The organism is Flammeovirga sp. AWQ4_249 (genome assembly GCF_056161045.1).
Map to the genome: position 1 here is coordinate 19,422 of NZ_JBSWYJ010000016.1, position 18,289 is coordinate 37,710.

The 18,289-nt window shown below is 30.8% G+C and carries 15 protein-coding genes; 5 read left to right on the forward strand and 10 right to left on the reverse strand.

From position 1 onward, the window contains the following. Window positions 1-226: 226 nt before the first annotated feature. Window positions 227-2,227, forward strand: coding sequence for a YgiQ family radical SAM protein (locus tag ACXAHM_RS13360; protein WP_474960944.1), 2,001 nt, complete (start codon window positions 227-229; stop codon window positions 2,225-2,227). Window positions 2,228-2,298: 71 nt separating this feature from the next. Here ACXAHM_RS13360 and ACXAHM_RS13365 read toward each other — a convergent pair whose 3' ends face one another. Then, window positions 2,299-2,700, reverse strand: a complete 402-nt coding sequence (locus tag ACXAHM_RS13365) for an energy transducer TonB (protein ID WP_474960945.1) — start codon at window positions 2,698-2,700, stop codon at window positions 2,299-2,301. A gap of 431 nt (window positions 2,701-3,131) precedes the next feature. Here ACXAHM_RS13365 and ACXAHM_RS13370 point away from each other — a divergent pair, with 431 nt between their 5' ends. The 4 genes from ACXAHM_RS13370 (at window position 3,132) to ACXAHM_RS13385 (ending at window position 7,808) form a co-directional block, all read left to right on the forward strand. Further along, window positions 3,132-3,509 (forward strand): BlaI/MecI/CopY family transcriptional regulator, encoded by a 378-nt coding sequence (locus tag ACXAHM_RS13370; protein ID WP_474960946.1) that lies wholly within the window; start codon window positions 3,132-3,134, stop codon window positions 3,507-3,509. Between the two features lie 4 nt (window positions 3,510-3,513). Continuing rightward, window positions 3,514-5,046 carry a TonB family protein gene (locus tag ACXAHM_RS13375; protein WP_474960947.1) on the forward strand — a complete coding sequence of 511 codons (1,533 nt, stop codon included), beginning with the start codon at window positions 3,514-3,516 and terminating at the stop codon, window positions 5,044-5,046. 194 nt (window positions 5,047-5,240) lie between these two features. Next, a complete protein-coding gene (locus ACXAHM_RS13380) occupies window positions 5,241-6,590 on the forward strand; it encodes a leucine-rich repeat domain-containing protein (protein ID WP_474960948.1) in 1,350 nt (449 codons plus the stop codon). Window positions 6,591-6,800: 210 nt separating this feature from the next. After that, window positions 6,801-7,808, forward strand: coding sequence for a glutamyl-tRNA reductase (locus tag ACXAHM_RS13385; protein WP_474960949.1), 1,008 nt, complete (start codon window positions 6,801-6,803; stop codon window positions 7,806-7,808). A 92-nt stretch (window positions 7,809-7,900) separates the two neighbouring features. Here ACXAHM_RS13385 and ACXAHM_RS13390 read toward each other — a convergent pair whose 3' ends face one another. The 9 genes from ACXAHM_RS13390 to ACXAHM_RS13430 form a co-directional block, all read right to left on the reverse strand. Further along, a complete protein-coding gene (locus ACXAHM_RS13390; protein ID WP_474960950.1) occupies window positions 7,901-8,578 on the reverse strand; it encodes a Rossmann-fold NAD(P)-binding domain-containing protein in 678 nt (225 codons plus the stop codon). A 615-nt stretch (window positions 8,579-9,193) separates the two neighbouring features. After that, window positions 9,194-9,805 (reverse strand): 4'-phosphopantetheinyl transferase family protein, encoded by a 612-nt coding sequence (locus ACXAHM_RS13395; protein WP_474960951.1) that lies wholly within the window; start codon window positions 9,803-9,805, stop codon window positions 9,194-9,196. A 42-nt stretch (window positions 9,806-9,847) separates the two neighbouring features. Continuing rightward, complete coding sequence (locus ACXAHM_RS13400; RefSeq protein WP_474960952.1) at window positions 9,848-10,903, reverse strand: PepSY-associated TM helix domain-containing protein; 1,056 nt, start codon at window positions 10,901-10,903, stop codon at window positions 9,848-9,850. Between the two features lie 67 nt (window positions 10,904-10,970). Then, on the reverse strand, window positions 10,971-13,313 hold the full coding sequence (locus ACXAHM_RS13405) for a TonB-dependent siderophore receptor (RefSeq protein ID WP_474960953.1): 2,343 nt from the start codon (window positions 13,311-13,313) through the stop codon (window positions 10,971-10,973). 214 nt (window positions 13,314-13,527) lie between these two features. Then, on the reverse strand, window positions 13,528-13,779 hold the full coding sequence (locus ACXAHM_RS13410; protein ID WP_474960954.1) for a hypothetical protein: 252 nt from the start codon (window positions 13,777-13,779) through the stop codon (window positions 13,528-13,530). A gap of 32 nt (window positions 13,780-13,811) precedes the next feature. Beyond that, a complete protein-coding gene (locus ACXAHM_RS13415; RefSeq protein ID WP_474960955.1) occupies window positions 13,812-14,552 on the reverse strand; it encodes a hypothetical protein in 741 nt (246 codons plus the stop codon). Between the two features lie 9 nt (window positions 14,553-14,561). Further along, window positions 14,562-15,092: a hypothetical protein gene (locus ACXAHM_RS13420; protein WP_474960956.1), complete on the reverse strand. Its 531-nt coding sequence runs from the start codon at window positions 15,090-15,092 to the stop codon at window positions 14,562-14,564. A 109-nt stretch (window positions 15,093-15,201) separates the two neighbouring features. Continuing rightward, a complete protein-coding gene (locus tag ACXAHM_RS13425) occupies window positions 15,202-17,295 on the reverse strand; it encodes a TonB-dependent receptor domain-containing protein (protein WP_474960957.1) in 2,094 nt (697 codons plus the stop codon). A 131-nt stretch (window positions 17,296-17,426) separates the two neighbouring features. Further along, on the reverse strand, window positions 17,427-18,281 hold the full coding sequence (locus ACXAHM_RS13430; protein WP_474960958.1) for a DUF350 domain-containing protein: 855 nt from the start codon (window positions 18,279-18,281) through the stop codon (window positions 17,427-17,429). Between the last annotated feature and the right edge of the window lie 8 nt (window positions 18,282-18,289).

Sequence of the window (18,289 nt, forward strand, 5' to 3'; positions counted from 1 at the left end):
ACAAGAAGAAGGCTCTTATTCAATATCAAAGGTAGTACATGTCATTTTATTCGTCAACTCGTTTTTTAGGCTGTACTACACACGTAATAAAAACCACAAAAGGCAACAAAAACACTAATATTCAACTATTTACCCCTGAATTCACGTTCATTTTATAAATAGTCTTACATAAAGTATACATCATAAGCACATTCTTCCGAAATTTGTAACCCGAACTTGATTTAGAATGATAAGAAAAGAAAATAAATTATCAGATTGGTTACCAATCACTCAGAAAGAGATGGCACTTCGTGGATGGGATAGCTTAGATGTTATTATTGTCTCAGGAGATGCTTATGTTGATCACCCTTCATTTGGTGCAGCTGTAATTGCAAGGTTAGTAGAATCTGAAGGATTACGTGTGGGTATTATCCCTCAGCCAAATTGGAAGGATGACTTAAGTGATTTTAAAAAACTAGGTAAACCTAATCTGTTTTTTGGTGTAACAGGTGGTTGTATGGATTCTATGGTGAATCATTATACTGCTGCTAAAAGGAGACGTTCGAACGATGCATATACTGCTGGTGGTGAATCTGGAAAAAGACCAGATTATGCAACTATAGTATATTCTAAAATTTTAAAAGAATTATATCCAAATACTCCTGTTTTAATTGGAGGTATTGAAGCTTCTTTAAGAAGAGTTACGCACTATGATTATTGGTCTGATAAACTTAGACCAACTATTTTGGAAGAATCTAAAGCTGATATTTTAGTATATGGAATGGGTGAACAGCCTTTACGCCAAGTTATTAAATTGGTAAAAAAAGGGGTTCCAATGCGTTCGCTGAAGACTATTCAACAAACGGCTATTTTACAACCTGCTGATCAAGAACTTCCAAAAGGTGTTCACTGGAATACAATAGACCTTCATTCTCATGAAGAATGTCTTGAAGATAAAATTAAGTTTGCTTCTAATTTCAAGCACATTGAAAGAGAATCAAATAAACAATATGCGGATCGTTTGACGCAAGTAATTGGAGATCAAAAATTAATCATCAACCCTCCTTACAAAACAATGAAGGAGAAAGAAATTGATGCTTCATTTGATCTTCCTTACACAAGACTACCCCACCCAACTTATAATAATCAAGGAGCAATACCCGCTTTTGATATGATTAAGTTCTCTATCAACATGCATAGAGGCTGTTTTGGCGGTTGTTCTTTCTGTACGATCTCTGCACATCAAGGTAAAATGATTGCCAGTCGTTCTGAGAATTCAATTCTAAAAGAAATTGATAAGGTTACGACTATGCCAGATTTCAAAGGTTACTTAAGTGATCTTGGAGGTCCAAGTGCAAACATGTACAAGATGAAAGGTAAAATTCAATCGATTTGTGACAAGTGTGTGAGCCCATCATGTATTCACCCGGTGGTATGTGATAACTTAGATTCTTCTCATAAAGCGATGACGCAACTTTATAGAAAAGTTGACAAGCACCCTAACATCAAAAAGGCATTTGTAAGTAGTGGTATTCGTTATGATTTATTGGTCAGTGAGTACAATAAATCAGATGAAACGAAAAGTTTGCATGAGTATATGGAGCAAGTAGTCACTCGCCACATCCCAGGACGATTGAAAGTTGCACCTGAACATACTTCAGATCCTGTTTTAAAAATCATGCGTAAACCTTCTTTCAAGCATTTCCATACGTTTAAGAAAAAATTCGATCAGATTAATAAGAAACATGGTCTTCGACAACCATTAATTCCTTACTTTATCTCAAGTCATCCTGGCTGTGATATGAAAGATATGGCCAATTTGGCTTTAGAAACAAAAGAAATGGGATTCCAATTGGAACAAGTACAGGATTTCACTCCTACTCCAATGACTGTAGCAACGGTTATTTATTATACAGGTGTACATCCTTATACTTTGAAGCCAGTTGATACAGTAAAAGATCCAAGGAAAAAGAAGGATCAAAATAAATTCTTCTTCTGGTATAAGAAAGAAAATCAAGCTTGGATTAGAGAAACACTTCGTAAAAGTGGTAACTCTAAAATGGCTGAGGAACTTCTTAAATATCACGCAAGAGCGAAAAAAGAAGAAAGAGATCAAAAAGGGAAGCCTGCAAGTAAAGGAAAAAATCTTCATGGAAAACCTAACTCTCATGTCGGGAAAAGTAGTGGAAAACCAGGAATGAAGCTTGGTAATACAAAAGCTTCAGGAAGAAAGAAGAAAAAAAGATAAAAGAAAAGCACTTTGGTTTAACTATTAACCAAAGTGCTTTTTTTAATGTATTGCTAAACTAACTTTATTTCTTAGTTATAATCTAATGAAAAATTAAACGGCACGATTACCCATGATGGTACTGCAGTAGTTTCTCCTGTTGAAGTATTTGTAACAACTGTAGGTTCAAATTCTAAGTTCATTATCGCATCATGTACAGAACCAGCTAACATCTGATTACTTCCTTCTACGACTGTATATTTTGTAACTTCGCCATTTTCATTGACATAAGCCTTAATTTTTACAGTTCCTTCAATACCTAAATCTTTTCCTATTTTTGGATAATTCACTTGATCAACAATTGCTTCATAATTCACAACTTTAGCTTGTTTGTATGTAAATAAAGGTTTGTCGTCATCAATATTGTTAGCAGCAACGTTAAATACTAATCCAAAAATAAATGCAACTGGCAATAATATATTCTTAATGTTCATAATTGTATTGTTTAGTTTGTAATAATTAATGTCATCTTCTTGTAACATTATCGTAACACAAAGATGTAGTATATTTTTTAATAATGTAATAAGTACACTAATCAAATTTTAGTGATTTATATCATATACCTTAATTTTACGCCTATTTTCTATGGTATGTTACAACATTTTATGTGAAAAAATTGTAAGAAGTTCTAAAATCATAAAATAACCTTCACTACTCCAATGTTAACTATATGTTACGTATTAAGTAATATTTATTACTTTTTGACGTAAATATGAACACAAAATGGAATTTCTTTCTTGTTTAATGAACTATAATTTTAGTTAAATAACTAAGTTTTTAGTTTATATATTTTGATAACTAAAGATTTAGTTCATAAATTGCAGACATATTCAAAAACAAAAAATATCTAATCATTAATAATTACATGAAAAAGCTCACTACTGCAGAAGAACAAGTAATGCAAGTTCTATGGGATCTTGATAAAGCCTTTGTAAAAGAAATCATAGAAAAACTTCCAGAACCAAAGCCTGCGTATAATACTGTTTCTACAATTATTCGAATACTTCAGCAAAAAGAGTTTGTAGGTCATAATACATTTGGAAAAAGTCATCAATATTTTCCATTAATAACGAAGGAGCAATATTCACATCAGTATCTCAAGAATTTTGTAGGACGTTTCTTTAGTGGGTCATTTGAAAGTATGGTTTCATTCTTTGCTAAAAAAGAAGATGTTGACCTGAATGAATTAGAAGAAATGCTAAAAGATATAGAAAAAGATAATTCAACGGACACTAAAGACTAAAATCATGCTTTCTTATCTCTTCATCACATCAATCGGATTAACACTTCTTGCTCTATTTTATTTTATCTTTTTAAGAAAAGAAACGTTTTTCCAACTCAATAGAATAACACTCTTGATAGGACTTATCATTAGTATTGTATTTCCTGGAATTGAATTTTTAAATCAAAACCAGAAAGAAATCATTATTGATACAATCCCCGTCATTACTCTACCAACTCTTGATATATCTGTTCAAGAAAATATAATCTCAAATACTGAAATTATATGGTCAGATACTGAAATTGCACTGTCGATTTATGGAGCTGTCGTGCTATTTTTATTAAGTAAATTTATTCTCTCTAACCTATTATTACTTCGTTTTATAGCAAGAAATAAGCGAACGAAATTGAATCATATTTCAGTTGTTTTTACAAATGGAAAATATCCCACTTTTGCCTATTTAAAATACATCTTCTGGGATAATTCTAAAGCGTTAAATCAACAAGAAGAAGCTTTAATTTTAAAGCATGAAGAGACGCATGTAAAAGAACTACATTCATTAGATATTTTTCTGATGGAATTTATAAAGATTATCTTTTGGTTTCATCCTGCAATATACCTTATTGATGCTGCACTGCGCACGCAGCATGAATACCTTGCCGATCAAAAGGCAAATCAAATGACGAATGATGCTTCTTATCGTCAGTTAATGGTCAGATCACTCTTTGAAGAGCTCTCGATTAGTGTTGGCCATGGTTTTCAATTCTCAACAATAAAATCTCGAATCAATATGTTAAAACAACAACGTTCAGCACAATGGAAAAGAGTTCATTCTATATTTTCTATTTTCATTGTCAGTTCAATCGTTCTAATAGCACAGGCTTGTGTACAAGATGAAATTAATGCAGTAGATCCAAGATTACAAGAAGTAACTACTGAAAATATCTTTGGTTATGAACTTGATGAAAAAACCTATTGGGATATCAATAAATCAATAGATTTAGAAAAAGATTTTGATAGTGATAGAATAGCAAGTGTAAATGTTTTAAAAAATGAAAGTTTACCTCAAATATTTAATGAAAAGGTAAAAGGGGCTATTATTATTAATTTCAAAAGTGATTTAACTGAAGAAATGATTAATAAAATACGTCAATTACCATCTTCAAATCATCAATTTCAAGTGAACACAATAAAAAATAAACCTGAAGAATCATCACCTAAGTATAAGATGGTTGATGGTGAAAAGGTTTATATAGTTGCTCAAAACCCTGCTGGATACCCAGGTGGAATGAAAGAATTCTACAAACTAGTGGGAAAACAATTAGTATATCCTAAAGAAGCAAGAAAAAAGGGTATTGAAGGGAGAGTATATCTTCAGTTTATAGTTGATAAGAAAGGTAATGGTGAACATTTTACAATAGTAAAAGGAGTTCATCCTTTGTTGGATGAAGAAGTTCTAAGAATTGCACCTTTGATAATAAAAGGATGGACACCTGCAAATACAGATGGTGAAATTGTAAAGCAAAGAATAGTTTTACCTATCAATTTTAAACTTTAATCTCATAATGACTATAGCTGAACATTATTTTGTTTAGCTATAGTCAAACGACGCATGAACTTACATATCAATTTCAGATTACACTGAACTTCTATTACAAAAAATATATAATTTAACTTGTAGAATGTTAAAGAAAATGTCTATTACACTGTTTCAAATGACCTAATATTATAATTTCTAACTTCAATTACAACATGAAACTACTCTTCATCTTATTTATCATCATGCCTTCTTTTATTTATGCACAATCAAGAAAAGAAGTAAAACAAAGGCATCAAGAACAAATCAAACTTCAGGAAGAAAAAGAAGCGAAATGGAATAAAGATATTCAAAGTTTTTGGGATAAAATAAAAGAAAATCATCCTGAAAGGTATGAAAGACAAATTGCTTCCCTTAAAAAAGACTCGTTAAAGAAAATTGAGGTTCGAAAGGATAAAACTGTTGAAGCAAACAATTCATTAAAATCTTTAACAATTGATCAACATAAAGTTGAGATTTCCCATTCAAATTGGGAGGCTATCCCTAATAAGATTTATGATCTTTCTAAGATTGATACTCTCATTCTAAAAAATCATAAGTTTACGAAAATCCCAAAAGAGTTAAAGGATTTAGAAAATTTGAAATACTTGAACTTAGCACAGAATAACCTTTCTTCCTCTAAACTTCGATTTTCAAAATTAAAAAACTTAGAATATCTCAACCTAAGTCAGTGTAATCTAAAAAAACTACCTCGTGGTTTACGAAAACTGAAAAAATTAAAAACTTTAGTTTTAACTGATAATCCATTAGAAAACACAAAAAAAATCCAAAAATTAAGAAAACTTGAATCTCTGACCCTTAACAAAACGATCGTACCTCTAGATCCTTACAGTATTGGAAAGCTAAAAAATTTGAAAAAGCTCAATATGAATGAGTGTATGGTACTTGAAATTCCTCATAAAATTGATCATATGCAAAGCTTAGAAAGCTTGGTGATGGCAAGAAATAACATTAAAAAAATTCCTGATGAAATCGGAAATTTATCTGGATTAGATCATCTTATTTTATATGAAAATGATATAGAAGTAATCCCTTTATCATTTTTCAAACTTACAAACTTAAAAGAATTAGATTTTTATCATAACAAAATAAAAGTCCTCCCTAAAGAGATTGGTAATCTAACTAAACTAAATACATTATATATATCATATAATGAACTAAATGAATTACCTGAAGAGATGGAAAACTTAAAGCAATTAAAGAAGCTATATGCTCATCATAATACCTTAACTTATGTATTTGACTTAAGTGTATATCAAGATTTACAAGTTCTACATTTACAAGAAAATAGTCTTGAAGACTTTCCAACATCTATTCTTTCTTTGAAAAATTTGGTAGAACTAGATCTTTCTAAAAATAAAATCACCTCCTTCCCTATTGAGATTAAAAACCTCGACAAGTTAGAAATTCTCAACATCTCTGATAATCTAATTGAAGAGAAAAATAATGCCTTGGAAGAAGAGTTAAAAGTGATGGAAAATGAAGGAGTGATTGTTAATTTTTAAGGTGATGAATGTATATTCCAAACAACGTAAGTGAATAATAGGTTACAATCGTTTATCTTCCTTTTCTGTTTTTTCGCAGGTAATAACCTTCCAAAAGACTAAAGTAAGGATGAAAAATTCCATAGTAGGCTCTCTTCAATCCTTTTACATTTGTGATAGATCAAATTTCCATTTTAAGTAATAACTTAAAAACAACAAAACGACTATCCCATGAAGACAAGCAATTTTCAACTTTTTTCTATTTCTGAACAAAAAGCTAATTTATTCATTCGTGAAAAATTCATATTAAATGATATTGAAATACGTGAATTCTTACTACAGTTAAAAAGTGAGTTAAATATTCATGAAGCTATGATCATTTCGAATTGCTCTAGAACTGAAATCTATTATTGTGACGCTAAAAATAAAAGCATTGAAATTCTCGAAATGCTGTGTAACTACAAAAAACAACTTCCCTATTATGAGTATGTGACCTATTTTGATGAAAAAAATGGACAAGAAGTAATCAAACATTTTTTCTGTACAGGAATAGGTGTTCACTCTAAATTATCAGATGATAATCAACTACTTTTTAGTTTAAATAAGGCATTTACGATTGCAGAAGAATGTCAAATGTCGTCTATTAATCTAAAATATATGAAGGAGCAGTTCTTACGCTTTGATGCTCGAATTCTAAAAGAAACACACCTCAAAGAAAATTCCATATCTAAGGCTAAGGTAGTTGCAAAATTAATTCAAAAAGAAAGTATAAAAGGGAAAGCTAAGAAGATTCTTATCATTGGGTTAGGTCACTTAGGAACTGAAATTTGTGAATATCTAAATGATTACAATACTCAGAATATTTGGGTAACGAATCGAACAATGAAAAAAGCAAAAGAAATCAGTAAACAATATGGATTCCAATGTATGCATTATAGTTTTCACAGTAAAAATCTCCATTATTTTGATATCGTGATTTCTTGTGCTCAGCTTGATAAAATTACATATCATTCTACTCATTTTAGTAGAAAAACACCAAACCTCATAATGGATTTATGTGTTCCAAGAACTGTATCCGCTGATGTAGTACGTTTAGGAACAAAGCTTATTAATGTTGATGATCTAAGCTTTCAAACAAGCAACAGTATTATGAAACGCAAGCAAGAACTCAATAATGTTTTACCTATTCTTACAGAAGAATTGCTTTCTATAAATTCTGCTGATGCATTGTCAGCCTAAAAAAGACTACACTTTGATTTTTTAATATCAAAAAGGAATGTTGGCCATAAAACTTTTCACTGTCATAATAATTACACGGCCAACTTCCTTTTTTAGCTTAATGCTAAACTGTTGATATCTTTATTATCTAAATGCTTCTTAGAAAATTCTTTTTCAACAACTGAAATCATTGCTTTTCCTACCCTTGATGTTGTTGTCACTTTATCAGGAAAGAATTTATTGATAATTGGAAAAAGAGGTGATATTATTCCATAAATTACTTTATACAAAGGTACTTTTGAAGACACCCCTTTTTCAGGTTGTATAAAACCAGGGCGAAACATATACACATTATCGAAAGGCATTTTTAGCAAATCATTTTCAGTCTTACCTTTCACATTTGCCCAATTCATCGAAGAGTTCTCTTCAGTAGACGTCCCCTCTCCAGAAACATAACAGAAGGTAAGATCTGGGTTAAGGGGTAAAATTACTTGAGCAAAGTGTATCGTTAGATCATAAGTAATCTCTTTGTATTTTTCTTTTGATATGCCTGCAGAAGATATTCCTAAGCAAAAATAACAAGCATTATATCCCACTAATTGAGGAATAAGTGCTGTGAAATCTGAAAAGTTTTTATGAACAATTTCAGTTAGCTTATTGTGTGTAATTCCAGTAGATTGACGTACAATAATTAATACTTTTTCGACATTAGGGTTTTCAAGGCATTCCAGCAAAACACCTTTACCTACCATGCCCGTAGCACCAGTAATAATAGCTTTTATTTTTTCCATGTTAGTAGTTTATCAATTAGTACCTAGATTCTGTATTGTAAATTTATCAATTAATTAGAATCATTCAAGTGCATTCTAAATAAAGGAGCTAAAACATTGATCTTCTCTTAATTTTATATCTTTTTAAGCACCTTTTTGCAATTCAAAAAGTGTATTTACATGTTTTTCACAAATGTAAATCATACAATTTACAGGTAAACTTTTATTCATTTTTTAATGCGTATTAATGAATTTATATTCACTTATTATTTTTTACAATCCTTAAAAGTATTTTTCAAGAAACAGTGTAAATAGATGTTGATAGTCTAATATTTTGTTAATAAAATAAAGAAAAATAACACAAATGTAAAATAGTAGTAACATTGTTTCTTATTTTTGTCTTCGTAACATTTTTAGGATTAATTAGTATAAAATATGGAAAAGTTGATCATTGCAATAATCATCGTGGCAGCTTTAGTTTTAGCGACTATTAAGTTCACATCAGTGTTTAAATATTTAGGCTTAAATTCTTTTGAAGCTATTTCGATTTCTATTTTAACTTCAACTTTTATTTTAGTTATAATAGGTAAAGTTATGATTTCATACTTAGGCTTCCCTCCATTTCTTTTTTAATTTTTATTGGTAGCAAACCGCTACTGACAGCTCATTCCCAATAGATTTAACATCAAAATTCCAAGGATTTTCACCCGAAATCTGCAACTCCCATTTCCCATTAATAAACCAAAAACTAAAAGTATCCAGAGTATATGTTTTGTCTGTTGCCTTAATAAATGCTTCTTTCATTGTAAACAATTGAAATAAAGCCATTTTCCTTTTGTCGTTACTTTGTATTGATTTTACCTCCTTAAGTTCTTGTTGGGTTAAAAACCATTTTAATTTTTCTTCATCTAATGCTGAAATAGGTTCTACATCCACTCCAATTTCTTTATTGGAAATGCCCAGAACAATGTATCCATTACTATGAGATAAATTAAAATAAAACTCACCATAAATTTTAGACATATAAGGTTTACCATTTTCAGAGTAAGAAAGTGAAATCTGTTTTGCTTTCACACCAAGTTCTTTTGCCAAGGCAATTTTTAAAAATGTTCTTGCAGCAAGGAACTCTTCTCTTTTTTGATCAGAAATAAAGCGTTTATATCTTTTAAGTTCGGTACCGTCTAGTAAAGATATATCTGGGTTTACAGCATCTACAGTTGTTGTTATTAACTTATAGGGTCTATTCATCAATTAAGCTTTTTTGTTCATACAGAACACTAATATATAAAATTACTTTTTCTTCTGTCGGTAGAATGCAAAACCAAAACCAATAATTAGGCATAATCCTATACCGATGAGGAAGTTTAGCAAACGATGAAAAAATCCGCCTAGTTCTCCAAAATGAATTGGAGGTATCCATTGATTTGTAATTTCATCTAAAGTATTTGTTTGATCAGGGTCAAAAGTATAAATAGGTTGATGCGTATAAATATCTACATTCATATACGGGCGAATTCTTATTCCACTATCCACACCTTCTGGATTTTTTAGCCATGAAAAATAGGCTGTTTTTGTCTTATTTAAATGAATAGACCTTGGCGAATATTCAGTAAAATAACCTTTCATGAAATCTAATGCTTCTTCAATATTCATAGGTTTTTTATTACTCTGAATGGAAGTTAGTTGAGAAGGTTTGTCTGTTTTCTCTTGTACAACAATACCAATAATTTTCTGATATGGAATTTTAAAAGTAAAATAGGGTCCAGAAAGTGCCAAAATCAAGATAAATGGTGTACAATACAAGCCAATTAATTTATGCCAATTGATATTAAAACCTTTACTATTTGACTTCACTAGATTCCAAAAATCTCTTTTTCTAAATTTTCTTCTTTTGGGATACCATAAATAAAGGCCTGAAGAGAGTATCATAAAGGCACATATTAATGTAGTCCAGGCAACAAAATATTTTCCGCCATCTATAAAAAAACTCATGTGAATGGTGAGAATATGATCTAATATTCCTCTCCTTGTCATCATTTGACCCAATACTTTACCATCTGATGGATTGATGAAATAAAAAGCCTCATCATTATAATATTGGATGATATATGTTTCTCTTTCTCTCTCTGGAAAATAAAACGTTTTAATTTCTTTTGAAGATAAATTCTCTAGATGTTTGGCAACTTCTTTATAACTGAGATTTAAGGCTGAGGATTGAGCTAAATATAAATCAGAATATATCCACCTAGTAAGTTCAGGTTGCCAAGTATATATGCTTCCTGACAAGCCAATAATAAATAGTGGCACTCCTAATACAAGACCTAAAAATTGATGAATCTTCCTCATTTATATAAAAAACAAATAGAGGTAGATTGGAGTTTCTACCTCTATAAAATTATTTAATAAATTCTTACTAGAATAAATATCTAAAACTTAACACTAAATGTCGTGGTGCTCCTGGCATAACTCGATTATAATTTTGTGAGCCGACATAATATTCGGTGTTTGTTATATTTTTTATGGTCAAAGTAGATGACCAACGATCCGTTCTATAAAAAATATTCCCTTCAAATAAATTATAAGCTGGCAACATTTCGGCATCTGGAACAGAAGCAGCAGCACGTTCAGAAACGTAATTATATCCAATACCTGCACCAAATCCCTTCATTCCTCCTTTTTGTATTTCATAATTCATCCATAATTTATACATATGAGGAGCGACATTTAATAACGGCTGTCCAATATTATCAGGGTTTGTATCTTCTGTAATTCTTGCATTTGTATATGAATAAGAAGTCATAAAGGTCCAACCGGGAAGTGGTTCCCCTTGCAAATCAAATTCCACACCATTACTTTTTGCCTTACCGGTCTGAATTTGGAAATCAGGATCATCCGGATCTTCCACTAAATAACCATCTCTTGAAAGGTCAAAATAAGTAGTTGTAATATTGAATTTATCATCAAGGAAATAGAATTTCATTCCAATATCAAAGGATTGATTAATGATTGGGTCAAATACATTTCCATCTTTATCTGCCGGATTACCCCATTGAGGATTAAAACCTGTACTCCAATTACCAAATAATGAAATATCTTTTGTGACTTTACCTAACACTCCCACTCTTGGTGAGAATCCCATGTAAGTACTATTTGTTGTTTCTCCATTTAGACGGTTTTCATAGGTTTGATCATAGATATCAAAACGAACACCAGCAATTAAATTAAGCCAATTCGTTACTTCCATATAATCTTGGGCATAAAAACCGTAATTATTGATTGTATATAGATAGTCATTAGAAGTTGTTAGCTCCAAATCATTTGGTGGTCTTTGATTGTAATCGGTGTTATAGATAGAAACGGTATCATAGGACCCATCTTTCTGAATAAACATATCTGTCGTTGTTTGAGCAATCTCAACTCCGAATACTGACTTATGTTTTGTAGATCCTAGTTCAAAATTACCTAAAATCTCATTTTGCATAGCAAGATACATCTCTTCATGACGTTGGTCTTGGTAATATCTTTTTACAGAATCTGGAGATACAAAACCACTTACTTCAACGGCATTTCTTTCTCCATTCGTAAATAACATATTTCCAGCATTTCTAAATGTCCACTTACTACCTATTTGATGTACAATCTCATATTGTGTCAAATTATTGGTGTTATGTGTTTCATTATATGGATCACCAAAACTTTTACTTGGATCAAAACTATGCATTTCTCCTGTTGCTGGATTGTATAAAGGCACTCCTCTATCGGTTGGTTGAGAATGATTTAAATATTCACCTTGAACAGTAATTTTTGTATTTGGTGAAGCATCATAAGTAAATACAGGAGCTAAAAAATAGCGTTCAGTATCAATAAAGTCTCTATAGGTTCCGCCTGATTCAATAGCACCGTTTAAACGGAATTTCATTTTATCATCTTTCCCTAAAGGTCCACCAATATCAAATGAAGGCCTGACCATCCCAAATGTATTGGTAGTGAAATTTACCTCTCCATGTTTATAAGACTTGGGCGTTTTAGTAACAATATTAATAGTTCCTCCTGGGTCAGATACTCCATATAAAGCGGAAGCAGGCCCTTTTACAACTTCTATTTGTTGAATGTTAGAAGACTCTCTATAGATTCTCATAGGGTTTCTAAATCCATTTTTAAATATAGATTCTCTTTCTGACCTAAATCCTCGAATAATGTAAATATCTGTTCTACCGCCAAAGCCTGTTTCTTGATTGACTCCACTTACATATTGAATGGCATCAGTAATTCTAACAGGTTCAATTTGGTCTAACATATATTGTGATAGAACATCCAAAGCAAATGGAAGATCTTTGGGATGTACAGGAACTTTAGTACCAACTGTTGTCGCATTGGTTAGATATTCATCACTGTATAAATCACCAGTTACCACTACTTCATCCAACTTAGAATAAGAGGTTTTTAAAGTGAAATTTTTCTCCAAAAGTTCACCTGAGACAACAGTTACCTCAAGGGTTAGTGTTTTAAAACCTACTGATGTAATCACCAATTTTTTAACTCCAGCAGAGACATTTTCAATTTTGTATTTACCATCTACATCTGTTGCATCACCGTAATTTCCTCCTTGAATTATTACATTAGCACCAATGATAGGTGTTCCATTTTCATCTGACACAACACCTTGAATATCACTTACATTTTGAGCTTTTAGCTCATTAAAAAATGATATCAGAGTAAAAAAGAAAATAAATATTTTTAGGCTACAAGTTTTCATAGACAAACGTTAAAATCAATATTTGCTCAAAAGTAATTTTATTTAGACTGATTTTAAATAAGTTTTCTTTTAATAAATTCAAACGTATGAAACTCTTTAATAAAAAGTGACTTTTATCAAATTTAACTCAAAATAATATAATTTATTCTTTGCTTTTTAAACGAAAAAAGGTTGCTTCTTTTCAGAAACAACCTTCCTTTGTATTTTAATAATTTTACTCTATGATACTAGCTCCTATATAACTGTATTCATCAACACTTTCTTTTCGATAAATTCTGTAATGTGCCTGACCACCTGTAATATCTAGATAATTCAAAGAATGTAAATCTCTATAAGAAGTCATTCCATCTGAATTTATAATTCTCAAATCTATTAATTCGGTTGCAGATTCGTCTTGAAAATCAGTACCTGTAAATATTTTGATAAGGTAATCATTATTATGAGGGACAGACGAATCTAAATTCACTACACATTCCGTTTTAGCATTCACTCTTTCTTTTAAATAATTTCAAGAGGAATAGCAACTACACCTTCAAAATAATCTATGTCAGTAAGTTCATTTTCACCTGTATAAGCTGCTGTACCTATATTAGATACTGCATAATAACTTCCTCCTCTGTCTTCAGTTCCAACAAACATCCTAATATGATTATCAGTAGTTGTTAAATCTGAATAAGATACATTGCGAACATCAGTATAAAAAATATCTTCACTTCCAGCTTCATATTCTTTTAGATCCATAATTTCTCCATCATTGTATTGTATATGATTATTATTAAACAATCCTACAGTACTATTTTGAGAAGGATTATCTTCACCTCCTGTCATTTGATAACTTACTAAGGTATAACCATTTACTCTTTCTTGAAGAACAACTCGACCTATATAATTTTCATTTTGTTCATTATCAAAAATATATTCGTTAAATCCACCTGTGAGTTCATTTCCCCCAACATCACCTCTCGCATATTCATTTCCTTCTCTAGAACTCTCTCTCAATACGATAAATCCATTAGAAATAGAATCTGAAGAAGTATAATTTTCTAAATTATTCATTGAAATTGTACCCAATGCATCACTTCCAAATCTCAAAATAGGCTCAAGCTCTGCTATCACATTATTTGAAATCTCTCCAGTAGCAGCACTCCCTTCGATAATGGATGGATAAAAATCAGTTGAAGTATTTTCATTCGTCAACTTAACAGCAACAAACATCGGGTAATCATTGTTTCTAGGCAAGAATTTAGATTAAGCTACAACATTAGAATCTGCATCTAGAATATTATAGTTTTTTTCTGCACCTTGAACAAACGCATTTTGACCTAGATCAGTAAAAATATTAATAGATAAATGTTGGGACTCGTCTGATAAAACTCTTATGTTTCTATCTGCAGTAACAAGATCTTCAAATGAAATAAAAGATCCATCATCACTTTTATTTACTTCCGTAAGACTTTCTGTTTCACCTGAAGCAATAGTATTCAAGGTGAGATAGACACCATGATCTTGTCCATCAAAATGATTATTATAAATTTTAACTACGTTATCTTCGCTTGCTGGATCATCTAACTGAACTCTGACAAAGATATCTCCGTCTTGATTCGTTTCAATATCTACTCTACCTCCAGAAGAAAATGAACTAAATGAATAAGCTGCATAACTATTCACTTGTGAAGGTAAATTTGTAGGAGAATCATCAACTTCATCATTTGAACACGACCAAATTGTAATTCCTAATAAACTTAATAATAGTAATTTTAAATAAGTAGTAGACTTCATAATATAGTTTTAAAATAATAGTTTTTTAGTAGTGTATATAGTGTTATACTACAGGCTTATTGTTTAGGTTTAAACATTTAAATTAATTAACTTTTTGTTTAACATCATATTAATTAAATATATCATTACCCATACTTTCTTTTGGAGCTTCTTTCTTTTTTGATTTATTATTTCCAATTCTATATCTAAATGTTAGGCGAATCACTCTTGATTCCCAATCATAGGTTTTATCTTCTGAGAAAGTGGGTTGATTTCTCGTCATTTCATATAGCTGCGTATCAAATACATCATCAAATGATAAGATTAGGCTTCCTTTATTTTGAAATATGGACTGAGAAAGTGATGCATTAATAAAATAACGTTGGGCGACATCGCCTTGTGGATTATTTTGTGGTGATAAATAAGTACCAGCGATCATTAATTGAGACCCTTTCCATAATTTCATATTTGAGGTAATGGTTGTTCTCCAATTCATACCTGTTTGATAAACATTAGGGTCAATATTTCTACCATCAATCATACTGTAAAAAACATTGACATTGGCATTCACATTCCACCAATCTGATATTTCAGTATCAATAATTAATTCCACACCAGCATCGGCTGCCTTATCCATATTTTCAACTGAATTGACCATCACTCCATCATCTCCTTCTGTAGTATACCATCTTGCAGGGTCTTGGTATAGTTTGTAATAAACTGACCCTTTAAAGTTGAATTTATCTTTATTTAAATTATAACCAAGTTCAAAAGAATCAATAAAAGATGCATTTAAGTCTGGATTACCTTGTCTAATATAACTTGGGTTAGAATAATCAACAAATGGATTAATCATTCTCATACTTGGTCGCTGTACTTTCTTGGTATAAGTAAAAAATAAATTATCTATGTCTGATAAATTTTGTTTTAAACTGAGACTAGGATAAAGTTTGAAGTAATCGTTTTTATAAATGTCATAAGGATCAGAATCCAGATTTGTTCGAATAATAGTTTGCTCTGCTCTCACCCCTACTTGATAAGAAAATGATTTCTTTGATCCTGAAATCATTAGATATGCAGCTGTAACATATTCATTATAATTAAATACATTATTTCTAGATAAATCAGGTTCAAAGACTCCCGTATATTCATCATAATCTGTAACATATAAACCATCCGTCTTAGAGCGAATAGTTTGTTTTACCCCCGATTCTAATGATATTTCATTTGACAGTTTTCTTGTATAGTCTGTTTGAAAAGAAAAATTTGAGAAAGAAGCATTTCTAGTATTTGTTTCATAGTCGCCTAGGAATTTATCAACTTCTACATTACCATATGCATATGCAGTACTCAAACTTAGCTCTTCTCCTTCTCTATCTGTCTTATGAATGTAATCTAACCTTACTTCTCCTTTCAATTTGTCACCATACATCTCATTAACCTGAGAAGAATTTATGGGATTTGAATCTCCTTCTGTAATTGCTGAAGAAAGTTCACCATCTCTTCCCCAATCTACTTTGACAACATTGGTTGATATACTAAGGCTATTATATTTATCAAAATCATACTGCCCTCCTAATTGAAAATTATGCTTGGTAAAATTATTATTTCCATAATAAGTTTGGTCTGTATTTTTAGTTGAACCGTCTTCGTTAAAGTTTTGTAGATTAGCATCCATAGAAGCATACCTATTTTCTTCCTTAAAATTATAAGAGGTATTTAAAGAAAATTTACCATATTGCTTTTGAAGACCAATTCCTGCATCATATTTATCTGCTGTACCCATACCCAACATCACATTTGCAGAAGTACTTTTCAAATTTGATGAAGATGTATTTATATTAATTATTCCTGCTGTTCCATCTGCATCATATCTTGCTGAGGGATTTGAAATAATTTCTATAAAATCAATATCCTGTACTAAAATTTGTTCTAAAATAGGTCCATATTCTCCTGATTGACTTGCTGGTCGATTATTTAAAAAAATCTGTACTCCTTGATTCCCTCTATAACTAACAACTCCATCTGCATCAACGTCAACTGCTGGAATTAATTTTAAAGCATCCAATGCGTTACCATCGACAATCTTAAGGTTCTTCCCTACTTCATAACGATCATTTGAATGTTTATGTACAGTCATTTTATGCTCCTTATCTATGGATTGAGCATACAAACTTGTATTGATTATAATGAAAATAAAAAAGGTCTTAATAATATGATGCATAACGTAATTAGTTTAATATAAAACTACGTTAGTTCATCAATATTAAATGACCTTATTTAATGATATTATGCATATTAACACTAAAAATGAAGTATTCACTTTTCATTTATAGTATTTTATATTTGTTTAATTCAAAACAGAAAGAAAACTAAGAGTGCTACCATTACATTAATAAAGAAATCTAAGACACCTACACCAATGTTTTTATCCTCTACTAATTCATACGATAAATCTGATTTGGGAATAATTACTTTATCAAAGAAATAACTGACGATAAATAACAAGATGATCATAATAGCACCATCTAAACAAATCATGATAAAAGTTTTCTTCCAGCCCATAAAATCATGGCCAATTGCAATCATTACAAGTAAGCCAATTGCAACCATCTTTCCTGCTACACTAAAGGCTACAGCAATATTTCCTCTATTTATTTGTGTTTGTATATCGTATGATGAAAATTTAAGGTATCCTTTTGTGAATAGAATTAGAAAGACCTGTCCAATTAAATAAAACACAAATGCTTGTAATGGTCCTCCACCATCTCCTGCAATTGCTCCAGCAATCATAAATCCTGAAGCAATAGATGCTGCTACCTGTACAATTGCTGCAGCAACATTATGTTTATTTTTAATTTCTTCCCTAATTGACATTTGACGATATATCATATAATCATTTATCCATGAAGAGATAAACATGACAATTACACCACCTAATGCATAAGCAGAAACATTAATAATGTCCGTCATTAACCCATGCGAAGGACCAATCAATGCTCCAATGTAAATACTAAATACACCCAAAAAATATCCACCAATAGATAAACCATAGGCAACATTATCTTTGTCTATCAATTGACTATCAACATCGTCTTTGTAAACCAGCTTTTTAAATAGTTTTGCAATGAATAAGATTACAGCAAATATGAGAATGTAAATTAAACTCACTCCCCAACCTTGTGTTAAATCCAATAGTAGTTCTTTCATTTTTATTA

Excerpts from the sequence above, each read along its gene's own strand:
- ACXAHM_RS13405 (WP_474960953.1), bottom strand. The coding sequence starts at position 13,313 with ATGAAAACTTGTAGCCTAAAAATATTTATTTTCTTTTTTACTCTGATA.
- ACXAHM_RS13380 (WP_474960948.1), top strand. The coding sequence starts at position 5,241 with ATGAAACTACTCTTCATCTTATTTATCATCATGCCTTCTTTTATTTAT.
- ACXAHM_RS13375 (WP_474960947.1), top strand. The coding sequence starts at position 3,514 with ATGCTTTCTTATCTCTTCATCACATCAATCGGATTAACACTTCTTGCT.
- ACXAHM_RS13385 (WP_474960949.1), top strand. The coding sequence starts at position 6,801 with ATGAAGACAAGCAATTTTCAACTTTTTTCTATTTCTGAACAAAAAGCT.
- ACXAHM_RS13370 (WP_474960946.1), top strand. The coding sequence starts at position 3,132 with ATGAAAAAGCTCACTACTGCAGAAGAACAAGTAATGCAAGTTCTATGG.
- ACXAHM_RS13425 (WP_474960957.1), bottom strand. The coding sequence starts at position 17,295 with ATGCATCATATTATTAAGACCTTTTTTATTTTCATTATAATCAATACA.
- ACXAHM_RS13430 (WP_474960958.1), bottom strand. The coding sequence starts at position 18,281 with ATGAAAGAACTACTATTGGATTTAACACAAGGTTGGGGAGTGAGTTTA.
- ACXAHM_RS13395 (WP_474960951.1), bottom strand. The coding sequence starts at position 9,805 with ATGAATAGACCCTATAAGTTAATAACAACAACTGTAGATGCTGTAAAC.
- ACXAHM_RS13360 (WP_474960944.1), top strand. The coding sequence starts at position 227 with ATGATAAGAAAAGAAAATAAATTATCAGATTGGTTACCAATCACTCAG.
- ACXAHM_RS13400 (WP_474960952.1), bottom strand. The coding sequence starts at position 10,903 with ATGAGGAAGATTCATCAATTTTTAGGTCTTGTATTAGGAGTGCCACTA.
- ACXAHM_RS13390 (WP_474960950.1), bottom strand. The coding sequence starts at position 8,578 with ATGGAAAAAATAAAAGCTATTATTACTGGTGCTACGGGCATGGTAGGT.
- ACXAHM_RS13365 (WP_474960945.1), bottom strand. The coding sequence starts at position 2,700 with ATGAACATTAAGAATATATTATTGCCAGTTGCATTTATTTTTGGATTA.
- ACXAHM_RS13420 (WP_474960956.1), bottom strand. The coding sequence starts at position 15,092 with ATGAAGTCTACTACTTATTTAAAATTACTATTATTAAGTTTATTAGGA.